Source organism: Marinobacter sp. (assembly GCF_965229985.1).
Taxonomy (GTDB): domain Bacteria; phylum Pseudomonadota; class Gammaproteobacteria; order Pseudomonadales; family Oleiphilaceae; genus Marinobacter.
On sequence record NZ_OZ245935.1, the window covers coordinates 1,090,995 to 1,112,547 of the forward strand.

Sequence of the window (21,553 nt, forward strand, 5' to 3'; positions counted from 1 at the left end):
TGCTAAACTGTTCTGTACCAATAAAAATTCAGCTTTCCGGAGCCGCGATGCAGTCGTCCGACACCCCAAACGAACCGGTGGACTATTCACCCGAACGCCGGGACTTTTACCGCATTGAAGACCGGATCGGCCTGGAGATCCGCAAGCTGGCCCCCGACACTCCACTGGACGGGAATGCCTTCGATGGTGACCACCTCGAAAGCCTGAAAGCTGAATTCAGGCGGTTGGACCAGGACGTAAAATCCCAGCTTGCCAGCCTTGCCGAAAAAGACCGGCTGCTTACCGGGCTGATCAAATCCCTGAATGGCAAGCTGGATACGCTTGCGCGCATTATGGCCTTTGAGCAAAATCCGTTGCAACCTGAGGACTGGCAGGAGGTGACCCTGAGCGAAGGCGGCCTGTCGTTCTCCAGTAGCACCCCTGCCTGGCAACCCGGAGACCGGCTTGCTGTCCGAATGACCCTGCCACCCGAACTTTTTCAGCCCCAGGCAATCGCCCGTGTTCTCGAGGTACACCCCGATTCTTCAGGCGGAGCAAGGGTCCACACCGAATTTGCCCGGATTGATGACGGCGATCGCCAACAAATCGCACGGCATGTGATGCGGTGGCAGATTCGACAGCGTCAAAAAGAGTAGACTGGGGAAAAACGGGTGACTTTTGCTAATCTTTTTCGGATATTACGCTTTATCCATGTCCTTCTGAGGACGCCAGTTTTCATGGAGACCCATCAATGAGAAAACAATCTACCCTGTTCGGCGCACTGGCAGTGACTGCCACACTGGCCTTTTTCCCGATGACGTCCGCGGTAGCTGAAGAAGTTCGCGTGCCGATTGGTGCCCAGGCCGATCGCGATCAGGCTAGCTTTCCGGGCTCCGGCATGAGCCAATCATCAGTCCGCGCGTCCTGGGGCGCGCCTATGGAGATTCAGGGCCCGATTGGCCAGCCACCGATTATCCAATGGCATTATCAGAACTTTGTCGTGTATTTCGAAGGCGACCGGGTTATCCATACTGTTCTCAAGCATAATCGCTGAAGGCCCGAGGGGCCTTTCCAGGTCGGAAATCCCCTTCTCATGTCCTGACGTTCAACCAATCGTTGGTTAGAATGGCGTCTTTTATGATTCAAGGTGACGTAGTGACAACCAAACGAGTGTTGCCCGCGGAATGGGCGCCCCAAAGCGCCGTAATGCTGACCTGGCCCCATCCGGGAACCGACTGGGCAGACCTGATCGATGAGGTGGAGCCAGTTTTCGAGAACATTGCCAAAGCCGTTCTCCGACACGAACATGTGGTTATCAGTTGCGAACACGTAACCCGTCTGCAGGAGCTAGAGCGGGACCTCAACCTCTACGCCGAGCAAAACAGTTTCCCGGGCCGTGCGAAGGCGGTTCCCGCGCCTGCTAACGATACCTGGGCAAGGGACCATGGGCCGATCACTATCCTGACTGACGACAGGCCCACACTCCTGGATTTCCGGTTCAACGCCTGGGGCGGAAAGTTTCCCTCGGAAAAAGACGACGCATTGAACAATCATCTGTTTAATGCGGGTGTATTCGGCACAACAGCGACACAGCAGGTGGACTTCGTACTGGAGGGCGGCTCCTTTGAATCGGATGGTCAGGGCACTTTTCTGACCACCTCGGAATGTCTGCTGACGCCGACCCGAAACCCGGCCATGGATCGCACAGCCATTGAGCAACTGCTATCAGAGGTATTGGGCGTGTGCCGGATTCTCTGGCTCAACCATGGCTACCTTGCCGGAGACGACACCGACAGCCACATTGATACCCTGGCCCGATTCTGCGCACCGGATCATATCTGTTATGTGTCCTGTCCCGACGTGGCCGATGAACACTACAGCGCTCTTGCGGCCATGGAAGAAGAGCTTCAGGAATTCCGTCAGGCCGACGGCTCCCCCTACAAACTGACGCCTCTGCCCTGGCCCGACGCCATATATGACGAGGACGGTGAGCGCCTGCCGGCTACCTATGCAAACTTTTTGATAATCAACGATGCGGTGTTGCTGCCGGTGTACGACGTGCCGCAGGATGAAGACGCCATCACTGTCATGAAAGAGATTTTCCCGAGCAGGGAGATTGTGCCGATTGATTGCCGACCCTTGATTCGCCAGCATGGCAGCCTTCACTGTGTGACCATGCAAATCCCCGCCGGAGTAGTCAGTTGATGAGCAGTGAATCGCGCAAGAGCCAGATCAATGTTGCCGCCATCCAGCAGGCCTGCAGCAGTGATAAGGCGGCCAGCCTCGCCGTTACCGAGAAACTGGTCCGCGAAGCCGCGGCCAGTGGTGCAGACCTGGTTATTCTCCAGGAACTCCACGCCACCCTGTACTTCTGCCAGACCGAAGACACAGCGGTTTTCGAACTGGCCGAGCCGATTCCCGGCCCCACCAGCCAGCGTTTGTCAGAACTGGCCCGTGAGCTGGGCATCGTTCTGGTTGGATCCATTTTCGAACGTCGCATGAACGGTGTTTACCACAACACCGCGGTCGTGTTTGACAGAGACGGCTCCATGGCAGGCCTGTACCGGAAAATGCACATTCCGGACGACCCGGGTTTCTATGAGAAATTCTACTTTACGCCCGGCGACGCCCAGTTCAATGATGGCCGCAGCGGCTTCACGCCCATTAATACATCCGTTGGCAGGCTTGGGGTGCTGGTGTGCTGGGACCAGTGGTATCCCGAAGCTGCCCGGCTGATGGCCCTGGCCGGCGCGGAGATCCTCATATACCCCACCGCCATCGGCTGGGATGTAACGGATGACCCGGATGAACGGGCACGCCAGCTGGACGCCTGGGTCACCGTGCAGCGGGGCCATGCGGTTGCCAACAACCTGCCGGTGGTGGCTCCGAACCGGGTAGGCACCGAACCCGACCCCTCAGGACACAGCGACGGCATTCGCTTCTGGGGCAACAGTTTTATCTGTGGCCCGCAGGGTGAGTTTCTGGCCCGGGGCGATGACAGCTCTGAGTGCATTCTGGCTGTAACCCTTGATCGCACCCGCAGTGAATCGGTTCGCCGTATCTGGCCGTATTTGAGAGACCGCCGTATAGACGCGTACGGTGACATCCTCAAACGCGTAAGGGACTGAGCCCGGAATGAAAAAACTGGTCGATACCGTAGTCAGTGAACTGAACCAGATACTCCTGGGCAAAGACCAACAGGTACGCCTTGCCCTGTGCGGGCTACTGGCCCGGGGGCACCTGCTGATCGAAGACATTCCCGGCATGGGCAAGACAACGCTATCCCATGCCCTCGCCAAGGTCATGGGGCTGAGTTACCAGCGGATTCAGTTCACCAACGACCTGCTTCCGGCGGATGTGCTTGGCTACTCCATGTACGATAAACAGGCCGGCAGCCTGGTATTCCACCCCGGCCCAATTTTCGCCCAAGTGGTGCTGGCTGATGAAATCAACCGGGCATCACCTCGCACACAGAGCGCTCTGCTCGAAGCCATGGAAGAACGGCAGGTGTCCATTGAGGGAGAGACCCGGCCACTGCCACATCCGTTCTTCGTGATTGCCACCCAGAATCCCATCGAACAGGGCGGCACCTACCCCCTGCCCGAGTCCCAACTGGACAGATTCCTCATGCGCCTTCGTCTGGGTTACCCGGACCCGCGGGCAGAGCGGGAGCTGCTGGAGGGCGAAGACCGTCGTGCCATGACCGAAAAACTCCCCACACTGCTCTCCCAGGCCGACCTGAAAACCCTGCAGGAAGGCGTAACCCGAATAACCGCCAGCCCAGCTCTTCTGGATTATGTTCAACGGTTGCTGGAACAAAGTCGGAGAATGCCCGGGCTTCTGTACGGGCTTTCGCCCCGGGCGGGACTGGGGCTGGTACGGGCCGCCAAGGCCTGGGCGTTGATGGAGGGTCGTCATCACGTACTGCCGGATGACATCCAGGCGGTCTTTCCCGCCGTGGCGGCCCACCGCCTCGAACAGGGCGAGTCCGGCAAAAGCGCTGAAAGGGTTCGCCAGCTGTTGGCAACCGTTTCCGTGCTTGAGTAAATAGCAAGGTTTTATAAGCGGAATTGGCCAAAACGAATGGCAGACCGCGCCTTTCATGTTAGCCTTTGCTCCTTTCCCCGAAGCGTCTGGCCCTGAAACCGGGCCCGGCAACGTACGGCTTTTTCAGTGAGAGAATTCCCAATGAGCGACACCAAACATTCCCGACTGATCATCCTCGGTTCCGGCCCCGCAGGTTACACCGCTGCTGTCTACGCAGCCCGCGCCAACCTGAACCCGACCCTGATTACCGGTATTGAAGTCGGCGGCCAGCTCACCACCACCACCGACGTCGACAACTGGCCCGGCGACAACGACGGCGTTCAGGGCCCAGAGCTCATGCAGCGCATGCTCAAACACGCCGAACGCTTCGAAACCAGCATCGTCTACGACACCATCAACGAAGCTGACCTGCGCAACCGCCCCTTCCGCCTCAAGGGCGACGGCGGCGAGTACACCTGCGACGCCCTGATCATCGCCACCGGTGCCTCCGCCATGTACCTGGGCCTGGAATCGGAAGAGAAATTCAAAGGCCAGGGCGTATCCGCCTGCGCCACCTGCGACGGCTTCTTCTACAAGAAACAGAAAGTCGCCGTTATCGGCGGCGGCAACACCGCCGTTGAAGAGGCCCTGTACCTGTCCAACATCGCCGACGAAGTGACGCTGGTGCACCGCCGCGACAGCCTGCGTGCCGAAAAGATCCTCCAGGACAAACTGTTTGAAAAAGCCGAAAACGGCAACGTCAAGATCGTCTGGGACCACACCCTCAACGAAGTCCTGGGCGACGGCACCGGCGTCACCGGTATGCGCATCAAAAGCACCAAAGACGACTCCACCCAGGAAATGGACTTGGCCGGCGTATTCATCGCCATCGGCCACAAGCCCAACACCGACCTGTTCCAGGGCCAGCTGGACATGGAAAACGGCTATATCCGCATCCGCTCCGGCCTTGAAGGCATGGCCACCCAGAGCAGCATCCCCGGCGTCTTCGCCGCCGGCGACGTAGCCGACCACGTCTACCGCCAGGCCGTCACCTCCGCCGGCTTCGGCTGCATGGCCGCCCTGGATGCGGAAAAGTTTCTGGATCAGCAAGACTGATTGTGCTTGAGTAAAGTAGAGGAACGCGAACTCAGGAGTTTGCATAGGCCGGCGGGAAACCGCTTCTGAAACTGTGCGGAGCCATGGATGGCGGAGCCAAGCCTACATGGATGTATTCACGGCGTGTTTCAGAAGCGGGTTCCCGCTGGCCGAAACTCCAAAGGCCCGTTAGCAACAAGATCAACGCGAACTAGGCAGTAAAAACCGGAGAAGGATGACCTCACTACCCTGGCTAGACCCGGACCAACTCTGGTTCCCCCCCGCCAACGAAGCCCTGGACGACCCGGATGGCCTTCTTGCCCTCGGCGGCGACCTTTCCACCGAGCGACTCATACTGGCCTACCGGAACGGCATCTTCCCTTGGTACAGCGACGACCAGCCCATTTTATGGTGGTCACCGAATCCGCGGTGCGTCCTTTTTCCGGACGAAATCCACGTTTCACGGAGCCTACGCCGCACCCTGAACCAGCAACGCTTCCAGGTAACCGCAGACAGACACTTCGGACGGATTATCCGCCTGTGCGCCTCGACCCGGGCCGAAGGCACCTGGATTACCGAAGAAATGATTGCCAGCTACTCAGAGCTCCACCGCATGGGCGTGGCTCACTCCATCGAAATCTGGAACCGCCGCGGCGAGCTGGCCGGTGGCATGTACGGACTGGCTATTGGCCGGTGCTTTTTCGGGGAATCCATGTTTTCCCTGGAGACCAACGCGTCCAAGGTTCTCATGGTCCACCTGGCGCACCAGTTACAGAACTGGGGCTACCGAATCATGGACTGCCAGGTTGAGAGCCGGCATTTGCTGACCATGGGCGCGCGGACTATTCCCCGGGAAGAGTTTTTATCTATACTCAGGATGAGTATCGACCAAAAACCGGATCAGACCGACTGGACCTTCCAATGGCGTTGGCCCGGGCCGGAGGAGTGAATGAGCAATCTCAGAACCCTGGTGTTCTTCGCGACGCCACCCCATGATTGCAGCTACCTGCCAGACCGCGAGGCAACCACCATGTTTGTGGATCCTCGGGCCCATGTCGATAAAAGACTCTACAGCCAACTCACCGCTCTTGGTTTCCGCCGCAGCGGATCGCATTATTACCGGCCCCACTGCGAGCAATGCAATGCCTGCATACCGGTTCGATTAAAAGTCGATGATTTCAATCCGGACAGAAGCCAGCGACGGGTGCTCAAGAAAAATACAGACCTGAAGTGCACCATGGTGCCGGCCACCTTCGCGGAAAGGTACTACCAGCTCTACGCCAACTACATTGAGCAACGGCACCAGGATGGCGATATGTACCCGCCCACCCGGGAACAGTTCACGTCGTTCCTGGTGGAAGGGGCAACCGACTCCTGGTTCCTGGAAATCCACAAGGATGAGCGGCTGGTGGGACTGGCGGCCGTGGACCTTCTGGACGACGGACTCTCGGCCATCTACACCGTTTTCGACCCGGATCTCGAAGACAGGAGCCTGGGCACCTACGCGATCCTGTGGCAAATCGAGGAAGCTCGCCGCAGAGGACTGCCCCATCTCTATCTCGGTTACTGGATCAAGCAGTGCCGAAAAATGAACTACAAAACCCGCTTTCGCCCGATCGAGGCGCTTCGAGACGGGCACTGGCGCGAACTGGACCCAGGCTAACTTTGCCAAACGCCGATAAATCAGGCAGAATTGCGCAATTTAAAATTACGAGAAGCATATCCAAACGAGGTTTCTACTGAATGCCGAAATCAGATGCCATTGAAATGGAGGGCGTTATTATCGACACCCTTCCAAACACCATGTTCCGCGTTGAGCTCAGCAACGGTCATGTTGTGACAGCTCACATCTCCGGCAAGATGCGCAAGAACTACATCCGCATCCTGACAGGTGACAAGGTCAAGGTTGAGCTGACTCCCTACGACCTGAGCAAGGGCCGCATCGTATACCGCGCCCGTTGATGCTCCCGTGACATCTGAAAAAGCCCCTTCGGGGGCTTTTTTCGTTAGGGCGTAAAAAAAACCGCTGCCGGTTACCCGGACAGCGGTTTTTCCTTGTTGAAGTATGTCAGACAGCCTCTGCAGGCTCGTCCTCGTACTCGAATACCAGCTCGTCATCACGAAGGTGGATGAAGACATCCCCGCCCTTCTCTGACAAACGCCCGAACAGGATCTGCTCGGCCAGCGGCCGCTTGATCTTGTCCTGGATCAGGCGCGACATCGGGCGGGCACCCATTGTGACATCGTAGCCCTTCTCGGCCAGCCAGGCCTTCGCTTCGTCGTCCACATGCAGAACCACATGCTTCTCGTCCAGCTGCGCCTGCAGCTCGGTGAGGAACTTGTCCACCACGTGTGTGATGGTGTCGATCTGCAGGTCACCGAACTGGATGATACCGTCCAGACGGTTGCGGAATTCCGGCGTGAAGGTCTTGCTGATGATTTCCATGCCGTCCGTGCTGTGGTCCTGCTCGCTGAAGCCAATGGAGCGACGGGCCATACTTTCGGCGCCGGCGTTGGTGGTCATTACCAGGATCACGTGGCGGAAATCCGCCTTGCGACCGTTGTTGTCAGTCAGCGTGCCATGGTCCATGACCTGCAGCAGCAGATTAAACACTTCCGGATGGGCTTTCTCGATTTCATCAAGCAGGAGCACACAGTGCGGGTGCTTGTTGACCGATTCCGTCAACAGGCCGCCCTGATCGTAGCCGACGTAGCCCGGAGGCGCACCGATCAGCCGCGACACAGTGTGGCGCTCCATGTACTCGGACATGTCAAACCGTACGAGCTCGATGCCCAGCACCTTTGCCAACTGCTTGGTAACCTCGGTTTTACCAACACCGGTCGGCCCTGCAAACAGGAAGGCACCCTCAGGCTTCTCGGGAGACTTCAGTCCGGCACGGGCCAGCTTGATGGCAGTGGACAGCGATTCGATGGCCGGATCCTGACCAAACACGGTCATCTTGAGGTCCCGCTCCAGATTGCGCAGCAGATCCTTGTCGCTGGTAGAGACGTTCTTCGGCGGAATGCGGGCAATATTCGCAACCACATCCTCGATCTCGGTGACGTCTACCGTCTTCTTGCGCTTACCCTCAGGCTGAAGCCTTTGACGGGCACCCGCTTCATCAATAACGTCAATGGCCTTGTCTGGCAGATGACGGTCTGTAATGTAGCGGTCGGACAGCTCTGCAGCTACCCGAAGGGCCTTGTCGGTGTACTTGAGATCGTGGTGCTTCTCAAAGCTGGGCTTGAGGCCCTTGAGGATCTGATAGGTATCCTCAACGCTCGGCTCGTTCACATCAATTTTCTGGAAACGGCGAGCCAGGGCGCTGTCCTTTTCAAAGATTCCCCGGAACTCCTGGAACGTGGTTGAACCGATGCACCGGATCTCTCCGGAGCTGAGCATGGGCTTCAACAGGTTCGAGGCGTCCATCACGCCACCGGAAGCGGAGCCCGCCCCAATGATGGTGTGAATTTCGTCGATGAACAGAATTGCGTGGTTCTCTTTCTTGAGCTCGGCAAGCAGCCCTTTCAGACGCTTCTCGAAGTCGCCCCGATACTTGGTTCCGGCGAGCAGAGCCCCCAGATCCAGCGAGTAGACTACGGCATCCGAGATGATGTCAGGAACCTGGCCATCGACAATGCGCTTGGCAAGGCCTTCCGCTATTGCAGTCTTGCCGACACCGGCCTCACCCACCAGCAGCGGGTTGTTCTTGCGCCGGCGCACCAGAATCTGGACGACCCGCTCCACCTCGTGCTCACGCCCGATCAGCGGATCAATCCGGCCCTGACGGGCCTGTTCATTCAGGTTGGTGGCATAGCTTTCCAGCGGCTTGGACTGACCGCCTTCCTCGCCAGCCTCATCATGGGATGCCTGGTCGTGACTCTCCTGGTCTTCCGCACCCTGGACGCGAGAAATGCCGTGGGACACAAAGTTCACCACATCAATGCGGGCAATGCTCTGTTTCTTGAGCACATAGACCGCCTGGCTTTCCTGTTCGCTGAAAATGGCTACCAGCACGTTGGCACCGGTCACCTCTTTCTTGCCCGAGGACTGCACGTGGAAAACCGCCCGTTGCAATACGCGCTGGAACCCCAGTGTGGGCTGTGTCTCCCGCTCACTATCACTGCTGGGAATCAATGGTGTGGTTGAATCCACGAATTCGACGAGCTCTTCCTGAAGCCGCTTGAGGTCTGCGCCACAAGCTTTCAGAACGCCCACTGCCGATTCATTATCCAGTAGGGCCAGCAACAGATGCTCCACGGTCATGAACTCATGACGCTTGTCCCGGGCACTCTTGAAGGCCGTATTCAGCGTAATTTCTAGATCTTTGCTCAGCATGGGCCACCCCAACGTCTTTCAGTCCGCACGTTCAATCTCGCAAAGGAGCGGATGTTCGCATTCCGAGGAATACTGGTTCACCTGTGCCGCCTTTGTTTCCGCGATGTCCCGGGTATATACCCCGCATACAGCTTTTCCCTGTGTATGGACGAGCAGCATCACCTGCGTCGCCTTTTCCTCGTTCATTCCGAAGAACTTCATCAACACATCCACAACAAAATCCATGGGCGTGTAATCATCGTTCAGAAGCACCACTCGATATCGCGCCGGACGCTTGAGAGCAGGCTTCTCGGGAGCAACGCTGAGGTCATCCTGTCGCCCCGGTTGTTCGTCCTCCCCCTGATTAAATACTAGTAGAGAATTTTCGATAGTCCGCATCATTCCTTACCGGTTTATCGGTGCTCCTGTTAAATGTGGATGTCCGCCCCCGGGTTTTCAAGCGGGGCATGAGATATTTATCAATACGAACATGATACCGCTTCCAGACTGCGTTCAACCACACATTCCCGGCATAGAAACTATTGACTCATCGCCATGATTGGTCGAAAGTTAAGTTGCATTGTAAAATAATGTAAATCCATGCAAGGATTGTGTAACAGGATTCGGACCGACTGTGCGACGGCACCGATAGGCAAACAAAGAATCAACAAGAACAGTGACAGCAAAAGAACAGGGGAGTTCATCATGCCAAGAGGCAAAGTCAAGTGGTTCAACAATGCCAAAGGGTACGGATTCATCATCGAGGATGGCTGCAGTGACGACCTGTTTGCGCACTTCTCTTCGGTGCAGATGGACGGCTACAAGACCTTAAAAGCCGGCCAGGCCGTAACCTTCGACAAAAAGCCCAGCGACAAGGGCATTCACGCAGTCAACATCGTCCCTGACGAACTGCCCGCCAGCAAGGGACAAACTGGCGCCAGCAGCGACTCTGCCGGGCAATCAGGGCAGCAGGAGTCAGGCCGGGACGGCTATCCGCCCCGTGCAGTAAACGCCTGATCGACTGTTACAATAAAGTAATCGCACCCACCGGTGGCCGCTGGTGGGCCCTCCTTTTTTTGTCCTTTAATCCCACTCCTTCTTGATCGACGTTAACGTTGCTTTGCCAGCGCCCCGCTTTGCAGTACCCTGCCTTCACCAAAGACATCAGAATTCCGGGAACCTATCAGCGCATGGCTGAACTCGTGCTTTTCAACAAACCCTTCCAGGTTTTGAGCCAGTTTACCGACGATGGCGCCTCCGGCGGTGAGTCACCGAGAGCCACCCTGGCGGACTACCTGCGGATTCCGGGCATCTACCCGGCCGGTCGCCTCGACTATGATTCCGAGGGCCTGCTTCTTCTTACCTCTGAAGGCTCACTGCAACACCGGATTGCATCCCCTTCGCTCAAGATGCCTAAGACATACTGGGTTCAGGTGGAAGGCGACATTACGGAAGAGGCGTTGAAACACCTGGCGACCGGGGTTCAACTGAAAGATGGTCTGACCCGGCCGGCTAAAGCCGCCAGAATACCCGCCCCTTCAGTCTGGCCCAGGGTGCCGCCGGTGCGCCATCGCGATACAGTTCCCACCAGTTGGATTGAGCTGACCATCACCGAAGGTAGGAACCGGCAGGTTCGACGAATGACTGCCGCCGTTGGCTTTCCAACACTCAGACTGATCCGATACCGGATTGGCGACTGGACGCTGGAAGGCCTGGATTCAGGAGCCCATCGAACTATTACCGTTAATCTTCCCGCTCCAGCAAAGTCACCTCGCCGCCGCAGTGCCGCCGGCGCCCGACCCAGGAGAAACCGCAAATCATGACCTGGACACCCCACGCCACCGTGGCCGTCATTGTAGAAGATGGTGCCGGCCGCTATCTGATGGTTGAAGAAGTCAGTGGCGGTAAGATTGTTTTCAACCAGCCCGCAGGCCATGTGGAGGAGGACGAAGCCATTCTGGATGCCGTTCGCCGGGAAGCCCTGGAAGAAACGGGCTGGGATATTGAGCCGTTACACTTTCTCGGCATATACACCTATAAGGCCCCGGCCAACGGAGTTACCTACTATCGGTTCTGTTATGCAGCCCGGGCCCGCACCCGCCTTACCGATCAGCTGGACGATGGCATCATTGCCGCCCACTGGCTGACCCTCGATGAAATTCGCGCGCTGGGCGATAAACTGCGCAGCCCGCTCGTGCTTCAATGCATAGAAGATTACCGAAACGGCCGGCATTACCCGCTGGACGTGGTAGTAGATGCGCAGACGGCACCTCCGGAAAGATGATAAACTCCCGGTTTTTTAGCCGGTAACAAAGCTGTCATGACCATCGCATCCGAAGCGCACTCTTCAACCAGCAATGCCAACACCCGCGTGATCGTCGGCATGTCCGGCGGCGTGGACTCGTCCGTGGCCGCCTGGCTGCTAAAGGATCAGGGCTACCAGGTTGAAGGCCTGTTCATGAAGAACTGGGATGAGGACGACGGCACCGAATACTGCACCGCCATGACGGACCTGGCCGACGCCCAGGCCGTGGCCGACGCCATCGGCATCAAGCTGCACACTGCCAGCTTCGCCGCCGAATACTGGGACAGGGTATTTGAGCACTTCCTCTCCGAGTACCAGGCCGGGCGGACACCCAACCCCGACATCCTGTGTAACAAGGAAGTGAAATTCCGGGCTTTCCTGGACTATGCCGTTACTCTCGGAGCAGACTATATCGCCACCGGCCACTATGCCCGTCAGCGACCGATTGCCGACGCCCCGGGCAAGGCCCAGCTCCTCAAGGGCCTCGATCCCAACAAGGATCAGAGCTATTTCCTGCATGCCGTCTCTGGCGACCGCATCGCGCGGACCCTCTTCCCGGTAGGCGAGCTGGAGAAACCGGAAGTCCGCCGTATTGCCGAGCAGCAGGGTTTCGTCACCCATGATAAAAAAGACTCCACCGGCATCTGCTTTATTGGCGAGCGCAAGTTCAAGGATTTCCTGAAGCAATACCTTCCGGCCCAGCCCGGCGACATCGAAACACCCGATGGCCAGAAAATTGGCCGGCACCAGGGCCTGATGTATCACACCATTGGCCAGCGTCAGGGGCTGGGCATAGGCGGCCTCAGTGAGTTCGGGGACGAGCCCTGGTACGTGGCGGAAAAAGATCTCAGTCGCAATGTCCTGATTGCAGTTCAGGGCAAGCATCACCCCCTGCTCTTTTCCCGGGGCCTGGTATCGGGACCGATTGACTGGGTCGCTGGCGAACCACCTGCAGGGACGTTCCGATGCAAGGCCAAAACCCGTTACCGGCAGCCGGACCAGGATTGCGAGGTTGTCGTGATCGAAGGCGGCGTTCGGGTAGACTTTGATGACGCCCAACGCGCTGTCACTCCTGGACAATCTGTTGTTTTCTACGATGGCGATGTGTGTCTTGGCGGCGGCGTCATTGAAGAGACGTGGCGAGACGGGGAACCCTTGCCCGCCCGCCTGACCGGAACCCGGCCCCAGGAAGAGACCGCATGAGCCGCTCCCTCAAGGATCAGACCCTGGCGCTGGCCGGGGTTTTTCAGGCCGCCAACCTGGTGCAGCAGATTGCCCACAACGGCCAGTGCAACGAGGCCAGCCTGGAAACCTCCATCCGCTCCCTGTTTGCCACCAATCCTGAAAACACCCTGGACGTCTACGGCGGCGAACTTCGCGACATCCGCGAAGGCCTTGTGACCCTGTCCTCGGTGCTTAGCCAGCAGTCCCGGCAGCAGGACATCGAAGTATTGCGCTATGCCCTTAACCTGGTGCAACTCGAATCCAAACTTAATCGCCGCTCTGACATGCTGGATGTGATTGGCAGTCGTATTGATCAGGCCAGGCATACCGCAAGCCATTTCGGGTACACCCACCCCAACCTGATCAGCAATCTGGCATCGGTCTATGCCGACACCATCAGCACCTTTCGACTGCGAATCCAGGTCAGCGGCAACCCCTCGGTGCTGCAGCGGGAGGAGAATGCGGCAAAAGTGCGTGCCCTGCTGCTCGCGGGCATTCGTTCCGCCGTGCTCTGGCGTCAGACCGGCGGCCGCCGCTGGCAGCTGATCTTTGCCCGAAAAAAGGTCATCCGGCTCGCCGGCGAGCTTGCCGAGGAAGCCAATCGCTCCCTGTACCACTGACGGCGCTGATTCAGTGCCTCCGGTGGTGTATGATATGCACCCCTTATTTTCTTTTGATCCGAATCTTTGATTACTTGAGAGGTTTTCGATGGAACTCACCGCCCTGACCGCCATTTCCCCGGTCGATGGACGCTATGGCAGCAAGGTCAGCGTCTTCCGTGAAATTTTCAGTGAATATGGCCTGATCAGGAACCGGGTAACCGTCGAGATCCGCTGGTTGCAGAAGCTAGCCGCTCATCCCGGGGTAACTGAGGTACCCGAGTTCTCCGCCGAAGCCAACAAAGTTCTGGACAGCCTGGTCAGTGAGTTCAGCCTTGAAGACGCCGAGCGCATCAAGGACATCGAACGCACTACCAATCACGATGTAAAAGCGGTCGAGTACTTCATCAAGGAGAAAATTGCCGGCGTTCCGGAACTGCACGCCGTCACGGAATTCGTTCACTTTGCCTGCACCTCCGAAGACATCAACAACCTGTCCCATGGCCTGATGCTGCGGGAAGGCCTGGACCATGGCCTCCTGCCGGCCATGGACCGCGTTGTCGACAAGCTGGCGCAGCTTGCTCACGACCACGCCGAACAGCCGATGCTGTCGCGCACACACGGCCAGACGGCCTCCCCCACTACCGTTGGCAAAGAACTGGCGAACGTGGTTCACCGTCTGCGTCGCCAGGTAAAACAGATCCGTGAAACCGAGTTGTTGGGCAAGATCAATGGCGCCGTGGGGAACTACAACGCGCATTTGTCTGCCTACCCGGAAATCGACTGGGCCCTGAATGCCCGGGAATTCATCGAAAGCCTCGGCCTCGACTGGAACCCGTACACTACCCAGATCGAACCACACGATTACATCGCCGAACTGTACGATGCCGTCGCCCGCTTCAACACAATCCTGATTGATTTGGATCGTGACATCTGGGGTTATATCTCTCTCGGCTACTTCAAGCAGAAAACCGTGGAAGGCGAAGTGGGTTCCTCAACCATGCCCCACAAGGTCAACCCCATTGATTTCGAGAACTCCGAGGGCAACCTGGGCATCGCCAATGCGCTGTTCAGCCACCTCTCCGCCAAGCTGCCCATTTCGCGCTGGCAGCGGGATCTGACTGACTCCACCGTACTGCGCAATCTGGGCGTTGGCTTTGCCCACAGCCTGATCGCCTATGAAGCCACACTGAAGGGCCTCGGCAAACTGGAAATCAACCCGGCTCGCCTCGATGAAGACCTGGACCATGCCTGGGAAGTGCTTGCCGAACCGATTCAGACCGTGATGCGCCGTTACAACATTGAAAAGCCCTATGAAAAGCTCAAGGCTTTGACCCGCGGCAAGGCAATGACGCCGGAAGTGATCAAGAATTTCGTGGAGAGCCTCGACATTCCGGAGCAGGCCAAGGCCGAACTGATGGCCCTGACGCCGGGCCGCTACATCGGTAACGCAGTCGATCAGGCACAAAACATCTGAAACTGGGAGTACACCCATGGACATGCTTGGCGGACTGACACCTTCTGAATTTCTGCGGGACTACTGGCAGAAAAAGCCGCTGGTTATCCGCCAGGCATTTCCCGACTTCCATTGCCCGGTCAGCGCCGATGAACTTGCGGGCCTGGCCTGTGAAGAGGGCGTGGAGTCCCGGATTGTGATCGAAAATGACGATGGCAAGCCCTGGCAGCTCCACAACGGCCCCTTTTCGCCGGACCGGTTCAGCAGCCTGCCCGAACAGGACTGGACGCTGCTGGTACAGGGGCTGGACCACTGGGTGCCCGATATTGCCGATCTTCTGGAACACTTCCGCTTCATTCCCAATTGGCGCCTGGATGACATCATGGCCAGCTTTGCGCCGAAAGGCGGCAGCGTCGGCCCCCACTACGACCAGTACGATGTGTTCCTGCTCCAGGCCCAGGGTCACCGCAGGTGGACGTTTGGCGGGCATTGCGACCACACCTCGCCCCGGGTGGAAGGCACCCCTCTGAGGATTCTGAGCAGTTGGGATGGCGAGGAAACCGTTACCCTGGCACCCGGTGACATGCTGTACCTGCCGCCGGGCATTGGCCACCACGGCGTGGCCGAGGACGACTGTATCACCCTGTCGGTTGGGTTCCGGGCGCCGACTATGGACGATATCCTTACCGGCTTTACCGACTTCCTGTGCAGTCAATCCGACGCTGCGGACCACCTGAACGATCCGGACCTGAAGGTCCAGGACAATCCCGGAACGATTCAACCCGATGTGGTCGACCGCCTGGAGAGTGTCATCCGGGAAAAGCTCGGGGACCGCCGGCAACTGGCGCTCTGGTTTGGCCAGTTTTCAACAGCGCCCAAGAGCATGGACATTGTTGTTCCCGCCGAGGAGCCTGCATCCCCCGAGGATGTTGCCGAAGCGATTCATGCGGGCGAACAGTTGCGCTGGAACGAGGGTTCCCGTTTCGCTTACTACGACTTTCCCAGTGAAACCGCCCTGTTTGTCGATGGCGAGCAGTTCCTGCTCAAGGGCGACGCCCGGCCGGTCGCTCCGTTACTCTGTTCTGCCGCCCGCGTAGACATGGCTGCCCTGGCCCGATTTACCGAAGATGAAGCGTTGCTGGGGCTTCTGACCACGCTCTACAATCAGGGCTCTGTTTACTTCGAATAGGCATTATGAGCATTCGGTTTCGCAAATACAGCTGGCAACTGGCTCCGGCATCCATCCGGGATATTCGCCAGCAGGTGTTTATTGAGGAACAGAAAGTCCCGCCGGAGCTGGAGTGGGATGAAACCGACGAAATTGCCGATCACTACCTCGCCGTGCTACCGGACAACACCCCCGCCGGAGTGGCCCGGCTGTTTTCGACCCTGGAAGAAACCGGCCACATCGGTCGCATGGCGATATTGCCCCAGTACCGTGGACACGGCATCGGGGAAGCACTGCTGAGGCACCTGATCGCAGAATCCGCCGACCGGTTTTCCGAGCTCAGGTTGTCTGCCCAGGAGCATGCCATTCCCTTCTACCAGCGTTCAGGCTTCCATGTCTGTTCGGGCGTTTATGACGACGCCGGCATTCCCCACTTTGACATGCGCTGCCTGGCACCGGATCTTGCCGCCGAGAGTCTCGGGACCAAGGACCAGCCGATGATTCTGGGCAGCGACACGGATTCATGGCTGTTTGACACCGAGGCCAGACTTCTGGGCCTGATGGATTCAGTGGTTGGCCAGGCCGGCCAGCGTATCTGGCTGTACGACCGCCTGCTCGAACATGACCTCTATGACCGGCATCGTTTCCGGGAGCTGATCTCTGCCCTCGCGCGCCGGCACCGGCTCAGTGAAGTCAGGCTGTTGATCCATGACGATAAGCCTCTGGTGAAACGGCGTCATGCGCTGGTCGAACTGATGCGCAGGCTGCCGAGCCGCATGGAACTTCGACTGGTCAACGAGGACTATCCGGTTGAGGACCAGCCATTCATTCTCGCGGATCGTGAGGGCGTGGTTTACCGGCATGACTTCTACAAGCCAGAAGGTTTCGCCAAGTTCTCGGACGGTGGCCGGGTAAAACTGCTGTCTGAGAATTTCCAGCGCATGTGGGATGCAGCTCGCCCTTCCCTGGAACTCAGGGAACTACCGCTCTGAGTGATGGGCCTGGGGCGCGTCCGGCGCTTCGAATCTGGCCCCGAACGGAGCAAATTCGGTATCTACCTCGGTAGCCACCTCAGCAATCAGTTTGCGCAGCCATTGATGATCTGCGTTGTGCTGCAACAGCGGGCTCCAGGCCATCTTCAGTTCAAACGGCGGAATCTCGAACGGCGGCACTTTCACCACCAGGTTCGGATTGTCTTTCTGCAGCCAGGCCGCCCGGGATGGCAAGGTGGCAATCAGATCGTGCTGCTCGGCCAACAGCATGGCCACCTGGTAGTGGCGGGTGAATACGGAAATCTGGCGCTTGCGGCCCATTCTCGAAAGTGCCTCGTCTACCCAGCCCAGGCGCTGAACATCCTTGGGGTTCACACCGACGCCAACGCCAAACCCGGTCTTGCTGACCCAGATATGGCTGGCGTCCAGATAGGTATCCAGGGTGAAGGGCTCTTTCAGTACCGGATTCCGGGCGTTCATCAGGCAGGCAAAGTACTCGGTCCAGAGGGTCTTCTGGTGAAAAGACTGCGGAATCTTGTCGAACCGGTTGATGGCCATGTCGAGCCGCCCCTGCTCCACATCCAGAAAGCTGACATCACTGGGAGTGAGTACGTCCAGGGTAACGTGGGGTGCCTCCTGGCGGATCCGTCTGAGAACCCGGGGCATCAGGCAGGATTCGGCATAATCACTGGCCATGATCCGGAACACGCGCTGGCTTTCCAGGGCAGAAAACGGTGTCTTGTCCTGCACGGCCTGTTCTATGTCCGACAGGATTCCCCGTACCAGTGGTTGCAGTTCCCGCGCGCGCTCCGTAGCCGTCATCCCCTCACTGGTTCGCACCAGCAGCGGATCACTGAACAGGTCCCGCAACCGCTTCAGACCATTGCTCATCGCAGGCTGGGTAATACCCAGGTGGTTGGCGGCCTTGGTAACATTCCGCTCGCGCAACAACACATCCAGGTAGACGAGCAGATTCAGATCAACACGGGAAATATCCACAAAAACTCCGGAACGCCAGAAAAACGGGAAAAGCCAAGCTCATTCACAAAAACAATATACATGATACCGAAGATTCACGTAATCAATCAGCAACACGAACTTTCACATTTGAAAACGGATCTGGAGCGGGATTTCTGCTAGTCTTTCGGATACTTGCTGAATAATATCGGTATTTTGAGGCCGGTTTATAGACCCGCCATCATTTGATCCTGAAGCCGGAGTCGTTACTGACAAAATGGATACCACTACGATCGTCCTTCTACTGGCGGCCATCGTTACCGTCTCGATTGTCATTATTGTGCTCAGCCAGATGCGAGAGCGCGCCCGTATTGAACGGGCACGCAAGATTACGGCCCAGGAAGACGCCTACAACAGGGCCAATCGGCTACTGACCGAGATTCCCGGCCAATATCTGACGGCCGATCTGAAACTGCTCTTGATCAAACGCATGGAAGAAGCCTGTGCGGAGCTTGCCGGCCTGAAGTCCAACCTGCCGGTCAAAGAGTGGCAGAACTCCGCCGCCGAACTGAAAACCCAGATCATCGAAAAGCGTGACACCACCACTCCGGTCAAGATTGATTCCGCCGAAAAATCCAATTACGTCAAGGAATTGCTTCAGAATCTGTTCAAGATGATCGAAGCCATGCACAAGAGCGGCCGGATTGATGCCGCCACCGCCAAGAAAAACCTGAAATATGTACTCTTCCTGGTCCACAAGACCCACGCAGACCTGCATGTGTTTCAGGCCCGGGACTACGTGCGCCAGAACCAGTTTCGGAAGGCCATCCACGCCTATCATCTTGCCAGTACCGAAATGGGCAAATCCCGCGACAATCCTCTCGCAATGAAAGCGGTCAAGAGTTTCCGTACCCGCATAAAGGAACTTGAGGCACTGAGTGCAGAGGGCAAGGAGAGTCCGCAGGGAGAATCCAAACTGGATCGAGAGTGGGATACCTTCCTCCACGACGACGAGTGGAAGAAAAAGGCCGATTACGACGACTGAAGGCACAGAACGGGTCGCCATTGCAGGCCCGCCAACAGGGACAGTGCAAACCCGTGAGCAAGGGCTTCAAACAACGACTTTCCTATCGACTGACTCGGGACACGGTACTGGTTGCCATGGCCCTCGGGCTGGTGCTGAATGTTGTCCAGATTACCCTGGATTACTTCAGCGCAAAGGAGTCCATGGAGAAGGAAATCCACGCGCTGATCGATATCAGCAACAGCCCAGCATCCCAGATTGCCTACAATATTGATGTCCGACTGGCGGAAGAATTACTCGATGGTCTGCTTCGCCATCCCGCCACCATCGATGCAAGGATTACCGACAACGACGACGAGACCATGGCTGCAGCCAGCAAGAGCAGTCCGGTGTCGCCCTACCGATGGGTCAGTGATCTGCTGTTCGGCTCCGACCGGGTTTTCCGTCAGGAATTGCAGGTTCCACAGCTAGAGGATCTGCCACTTGGGCACCTGATCGTCACCATCGATACCTATCACTATGGTGCGCTGTTTCTTCAGAGGGCCGGCTACACACTGCTCAGCGGGCTGCTGAAAAGCCTGATCCTGTCTGCGGCATTGCTGGCCATCTTCTACTTCGTGCTTACCCGCCCCATGCTCAACGTGATCAGCGCGCTCAGTCAGGTGCGGGCCAGCTCTCCCGAAAAGGTGAGGCTCCCGATACCGGCAAACCATCGGGAAGACGAGATCGGGACCATGGTTGGCATTATCAACCAACATCTCGAAACCATTGACTCGAGCCTTGCCCAGCTGCGGCAGGCTGAGAGTACCATGAAGAATTACTCCACCCAGCTTGAACAGGAAGTTGAGGATCGGACCCGGGAAATCTCCGAGAAGAACGATGCCCTGCAACGCGGTAACCGCGCCCTGGTGAAAGCCAAGGAAGATGCGGTTCGCCGGGCACGGGCAAGGGCCAACTTCTTGGCCAGCATGAGCCACGAGATCCGCACCCCCCTCAATGGCGTTCTGGGCATGCTGGGCCTGGCCCTTGAGGGCGAACTGGACCCGGCACAACGCAACCGGATGGAAATCGCCCTGAACGCCGGCGAGAGCCTGCTTGGTCTGCTCAACGACATACTGGACATCTCGAAAGTCGAGGCCGGCAAACTCAGCCTGGAAAACATCCCGTTCAGTGTCCGGCATCTGATCGAGGAATGCGCAACACTCCACGCCCAGCAGGCACGCCGGAAACAAATTCACCTGGTGACCGAAATCGACCCTGATCTGCCCGAAAACTTCCTCGGCGATCCGACACGGGTACGCCAGGTACTCAACAACCTGCTGAGCAACGCCATCAAATTCACCGACGAAGGTAGCGTGAAGATTCGCGCGGCCTATTCCGGTGGCAGCCTGAGAATCGACGTGGTGGACACCGGGATTGGTATGTCCAACGAAGGCCTGCACCGGATATTCTCTCCGTTTTCCCAGGCTGACGTGGACACCACCCGGCTTTATGGCGGTACTGGCCTTGGCCTGACCCTCTGCCGTCAACTGGTGGAGCGCATGCATGGCCAGATCCTGGTTGACTCCCGGGAGGGCAGCGGAACTCACTTCACCGTTACCCTGCCATTACCGATACACGAGGTGTCCGGAGAGCAGCATCTGCCGCAGGTGGACAACCAGCTAAAAGACATTGGTATTGCCATGGCCATCCCCGCCGATAATCCGTATCGTTCGGCGATTGAGGCTCAGCTTCGGAAGTGGGGCATTCCGATCCGCGGAGCAAGCAGGCACCCGGACGGAATTCTGTTGGCGCTGGCCAGTGCCGAGGATGAAGAAACCCTGGAATTTGCCGCCGATTGGCAAGGCGCCGGCGTCATTCTTGCCGACTTCACCGGAACCCTGCCCCCAGGGAAGGGGCGTCATCAGCTACTGTCACTGCCTTTACGGCGAGACGAGCTCCTACGCTGCCTGGGCCGGGCCGCGGGCCTGATTCCCGCTGACGATCAGCTTGCCTCCGCCATTGAACCAATTGAGCGTAACGGTACGGAATCTTCTCTGTCGATCCTTCTGGTTGAGGACAACCAGGTGAACCAGCTGGTGGCGACCAGCCTGCTGAAAAAACTCGGTCACCGGGCAGACCCGGCCGAAAACGGTCTAAAAGCCATACAGGCACTTGAGCAGAACCACTACGATCTGGTGCTTATGGATTGTCAGATGCCAGTCATGGATGGCTATGAGGCAACACAGAGGATTCGCCAGAACCCGGAATGGAAAGACCTGCCAATCATTGCGGTTACGGCCAATGTGATGCAGGGCGATCGCGAAGACTGCCTTGCCTCAGGTATGAACGACTATATAACCAAGCCGTACAAGCGAGACGAGCTCCGGTCAGTGATTGAGCGCTGGCGCCCCTCTGCCCCACCCTAGGG

The 21,553-nt window shown here is 57.8% G+C and carries 22 protein-coding genes; 19 read left to right on the plus strand and 3 right to left on the minus strand.

What is annotated here, in order from left to right:
* The first annotated feature begins 47 nt into the window (after nt 1–47).
* The 9 genes from ACO06L_RS04955 (at nt 48) to infA (ending at nt 7,062) form a co-directional block, all read left to right on the plus strand.
* Nucleotides 48–635: a PilZ domain-containing protein gene (locus ACO06L_RS04955; RefSeq protein ID WP_202347502.1), complete on the plus strand. Its 588-nt coding sequence runs from the start codon at nt 48–50 to the stop codon at nt 633–635.
* Nucleotides 636–730: 95 nt separating this feature from the next.
* On the plus strand, nt 731–1,033 hold the full coding sequence (locus ACO06L_RS04960; protein WP_064230172.1) for a hypothetical protein: 303 nt from the start codon (nt 731–733) through the stop codon (nt 1,031–1,033).
* A gap of 101 nt (nt 1,034–1,134) precedes the next feature.
* A complete protein-coding gene (locus ACO06L_RS04965; RefSeq protein ID WP_320407641.1) occupies nt 1,135–2,184 on the plus strand; it encodes an agmatine deiminase family protein in 1,050 nt (349 codons plus the stop codon).
* Nucleotides 2,184–3,107, plus strand: coding sequence for a carbon-nitrogen hydrolase (locus tag ACO06L_RS04970; RefSeq protein ID WP_064230174.1), 924 nt, complete (start codon nt 2,184–2,186; stop codon nt 3,105–3,107). Before ACO06L_RS04965 ends, ACO06L_RS04970 begins: the two co-directional genes overlap by 1 nt.
* A gap of 7 nt (nt 3,108–3,114) precedes the next feature.
* Complete coding sequence (locus ACO06L_RS04975; RefSeq protein ID WP_064230175.1) at nt 3,115–4,026, plus strand: AAA family ATPase; 912 nt, start codon at nt 3,115–3,117, stop codon at nt 4,024–4,026.
* 141 nt (nt 4,027–4,167) lie between these two features.
* Complete coding sequence (trxB, locus tag ACO06L_RS04980; protein WP_202347500.1) at nt 4,168–5,121, plus strand: thioredoxin-disulfide reductase; 954 nt, start codon at nt 4,168–4,170, stop codon at nt 5,119–5,121.
* Between the two features lie 214 nt (nt 5,122–5,335).
* The gene (gene aat / locus ACO06L_RS04985; RefSeq protein ID WP_064230176.1) at nt 5,336–6,049 is read left to right on the plus strand and encodes a leucyl/phenylalanyl-tRNA--protein transferase; all 714 of its coding nucleotides are present in this window, start codon (nt 5,336–5,338) and stop codon (nt 6,047–6,049) included.
* Nucleotides 6,050–6,763, plus strand: a complete 714-nt coding sequence (locus ACO06L_RS04990; RefSeq protein ID WP_202347499.1) for an arginyltransferase — start codon at nt 6,050–6,052, stop codon at nt 6,761–6,763.
* A gap of 80 nt (nt 6,764–6,843) precedes the next feature.
* Nucleotides 6,844–7,062, plus strand: coding sequence for a translation initiation factor IF-1 (infA, locus tag ACO06L_RS04995; protein WP_008169200.1), 219 nt, complete (start codon nt 6,844–6,846; stop codon nt 7,060–7,062).
* A gap of 106 nt (nt 7,063–7,168) precedes the next feature.
* Here infA and clpA read toward each other — a convergent pair whose 3' ends face one another.
* Entirely contained in the window at nt 7,169–9,439 is a 2,271-nt protein-coding gene (gene clpA / locus ACO06L_RS05000; protein WP_064230178.1) for an ATP-dependent Clp protease ATP-binding subunit ClpA, read from the minus strand.
* An 18-nt stretch (nt 9,440–9,457) separates the two neighbouring features.
* Nucleotides 9,458–9,817, minus strand: coding sequence for an ATP-dependent Clp protease adapter ClpS (gene clpS, locus ACO06L_RS05005; protein WP_008169202.1), 360 nt, complete (start codon nt 9,815–9,817; stop codon nt 9,458–9,460).
* Nucleotides 9,818–10,123: 306 nt separating this feature from the next.
* Here clpS and ACO06L_RS05010 point away from each other — a divergent pair, with 306 nt between their 5' ends.
* From ACO06L_RS05010 to ACO06L_RS05045, 8 genes are all read left to right on the plus strand, one after another.
* Nucleotides 10,124–10,435: a cold shock domain-containing protein gene (locus ACO06L_RS05010; protein ID WP_064230179.1), complete on the plus strand. Its 312-nt coding sequence runs from the start codon at nt 10,124–10,126 to the stop codon at nt 10,433–10,435.
* Between the two features lie 173 nt (nt 10,436–10,608).
* Complete coding sequence (locus tag ACO06L_RS05015) at nt 10,609–11,241, plus strand: pseudouridine synthase (RefSeq protein ID WP_202347498.1); 633 nt, start codon at nt 10,609–10,611, stop codon at nt 11,239–11,241.
* A complete protein-coding gene (locus tag ACO06L_RS05020; protein WP_202347497.1) occupies nt 11,238–11,702 on the plus strand; it encodes an NUDIX hydrolase in 465 nt (154 codons plus the stop codon). The genes ACO06L_RS05015 and ACO06L_RS05020 overlap by 4 nt, the downstream gene beginning before the upstream one ends.
* A gap of 36 nt (nt 11,703–11,738) precedes the next feature.
* Nucleotides 11,739–12,926 (plus strand): tRNA 2-thiouridine(34) synthase MnmA, encoded by a 1,188-nt coding sequence (gene mnmA, locus ACO06L_RS05025; protein WP_202347496.1) that lies wholly within the window; start codon nt 11,739–11,741, stop codon nt 12,924–12,926.
* Nucleotides 12,923–13,567 (plus strand): high frequency lysogenization protein HflD, encoded by a 645-nt coding sequence (hflD, locus tag ACO06L_RS05030; protein ID WP_202347495.1) that lies wholly within the window; start codon nt 12,923–12,925, stop codon nt 13,565–13,567. The genes mnmA and hflD overlap by 4 nt, the downstream gene beginning before the upstream one ends.
* An 88-nt stretch (nt 13,568–13,655) precedes the next feature.
* On the plus strand, nt 13,656–15,023 hold the full coding sequence (gene purB, locus ACO06L_RS05035; RefSeq protein WP_202347494.1) for an adenylosuccinate lyase: 1,368 nt from the start codon (nt 13,656–13,658) through the stop codon (nt 15,021–15,023).
* Between the two features lie 16 nt (nt 15,024–15,039).
* Nucleotides 15,040–16,191: a cupin domain-containing protein gene (locus ACO06L_RS05040; RefSeq protein ID WP_202347493.1), complete on the plus strand. Its 1,152-nt coding sequence runs from the start codon at nt 15,040–15,042 to the stop codon at nt 16,189–16,191.
* A 5-nt stretch (nt 16,192–16,196) separates the two neighbouring features.
* Nucleotides 16,197–17,162, plus strand: coding sequence for a GNAT family N-acetyltransferase (locus ACO06L_RS05045; protein WP_202347492.1), 966 nt, complete (start codon nt 16,197–16,199; stop codon nt 17,160–17,162).
* Here the strand turns inward: ACO06L_RS05045 and ACO06L_RS05050 are convergent.
* The gene (locus ACO06L_RS05050; protein ID WP_039882066.1) at nt 17,151–18,161 is read right to left on the minus strand and encodes a LysR family transcriptional regulator; all 1,011 of its coding nucleotides are present in this window, start codon (nt 18,159–18,161) and stop codon (nt 17,151–17,153) included. The genes ACO06L_RS05045 and ACO06L_RS05050 overlap by 12 nt on opposite strands.
* Before the next feature lie 235 nt (nt 18,162–18,396).
* Between ACO06L_RS05050 and ACO06L_RS05055 the strand changes: the two genes are divergently transcribed.
* A complete protein-coding gene (locus ACO06L_RS05055) occupies nt 18,397–19,164 on the plus strand; it encodes a hypothetical protein (protein ID WP_064230187.1) in 768 nt (255 codons plus the stop codon).
* 53 nt (nt 19,165–19,217) lie between these two features.
* Nucleotides 19,218–21,551 (plus strand): hybrid sensor histidine kinase/response regulator, encoded by a 2,334-nt coding sequence (locus tag ACO06L_RS05060; RefSeq protein ID WP_202347491.1) that lies wholly within the window; start codon nt 19,218–19,220, stop codon nt 21,549–21,551.
* The last annotated feature ends 2 nt before the right edge of the window (nt 21,552–21,553 follow it).

Coding starts and splice junctions, on each gene's coding strand:
- clpA (WP_064230178.1), bottom strand. CDS start 9,439: ATGCTGAGCAAAGATCTAGAAATTACGCTGAATACGGCCTTCAAGAGT.
- ACO06L_RS05040 (WP_202347493.1), top strand. CDS start 15,040: ATGGACATGCTTGGCGGACTGACACCTTCTGAATTTCTGCGGGACTAC.
- ACO06L_RS05055 (WP_064230187.1), top strand. CDS start 18,397: ATGGATACCACTACGATCGTCCTTCTACTGGCGGCCATCGTTACCGTC.
- trxB (WP_202347500.1), top strand. CDS start 4,168: ATGAGCGACACCAAACATTCCCGACTGATCATCCTCGGTTCCGGCCCC.
- ACO06L_RS04990 (WP_202347499.1), top strand. CDS start 6,050: ATGAGCAATCTCAGAACCCTGGTGTTCTTCGCGACGCCACCCCATGAT.
- ACO06L_RS04960 (WP_064230172.1), top strand. CDS start 731: ATGAGAAAACAATCTACCCTGTTCGGCGCACTGGCAGTGACTGCCACA.
- hflD (WP_202347495.1), top strand. CDS start 12,923: ATGAGCCGCTCCCTCAAGGATCAGACCCTGGCGCTGGCCGGGGTTTTT.
- infA (WP_008169200.1), top strand. CDS start 6,844: ATGCCGAAATCAGATGCCATTGAAATGGAGGGCGTTATTATCGACACC.
- ACO06L_RS04955 (WP_202347502.1), top strand. CDS start 48: ATGCAGTCGTCCGACACCCCAAACGAACCGGTGGACTATTCACCCGAA.
- ACO06L_RS04970 (WP_064230174.1), top strand. CDS start 2,184: ATGAGCAGTGAATCGCGCAAGAGCCAGATCAATGTTGCCGCCATCCAG.
- purB (WP_202347494.1), top strand. CDS start 13,656: ATGGAACTCACCGCCCTGACCGCCATTTCCCCGGTCGATGGACGCTAT.
- mnmA (WP_202347496.1), top strand. CDS start 11,739: ATGACCATCGCATCCGAAGCGCACTCTTCAACCAGCAATGCCAACACC.
- ACO06L_RS05020 (WP_202347497.1), top strand. CDS start 11,238: ATGACCTGGACACCCCACGCCACCGTGGCCGTCATTGTAGAAGATGGT.
- ACO06L_RS04975 (WP_064230175.1), top strand. CDS start 3,115: ATGAAAAAACTGGTCGATACCGTAGTCAGTGAACTGAACCAGATACTC.
- ACO06L_RS05015 (WP_202347498.1), top strand. CDS start 10,609: ATGGCTGAACTCGTGCTTTTCAACAAACCCTTCCAGGTTTTGAGCCAG.
- ACO06L_RS05010 (WP_064230179.1), top strand. CDS start 10,124: ATGCCAAGAGGCAAAGTCAAGTGGTTCAACAATGCCAAAGGGTACGGA.
- clpS (WP_008169202.1), bottom strand. CDS start 9,817: ATGCGGACTATCGAAAATTCTCTACTAGTATTTAATCAGGGGGAGGAC.
- ACO06L_RS05045 (WP_202347492.1), top strand. CDS start 16,197: ATGAGCATTCGGTTTCGCAAATACAGCTGGCAACTGGCTCCGGCATCC.
- aat (WP_064230176.1), top strand. CDS start 5,336: ATGACCTCACTACCCTGGCTAGACCCGGACCAACTCTGGTTCCCCCCC.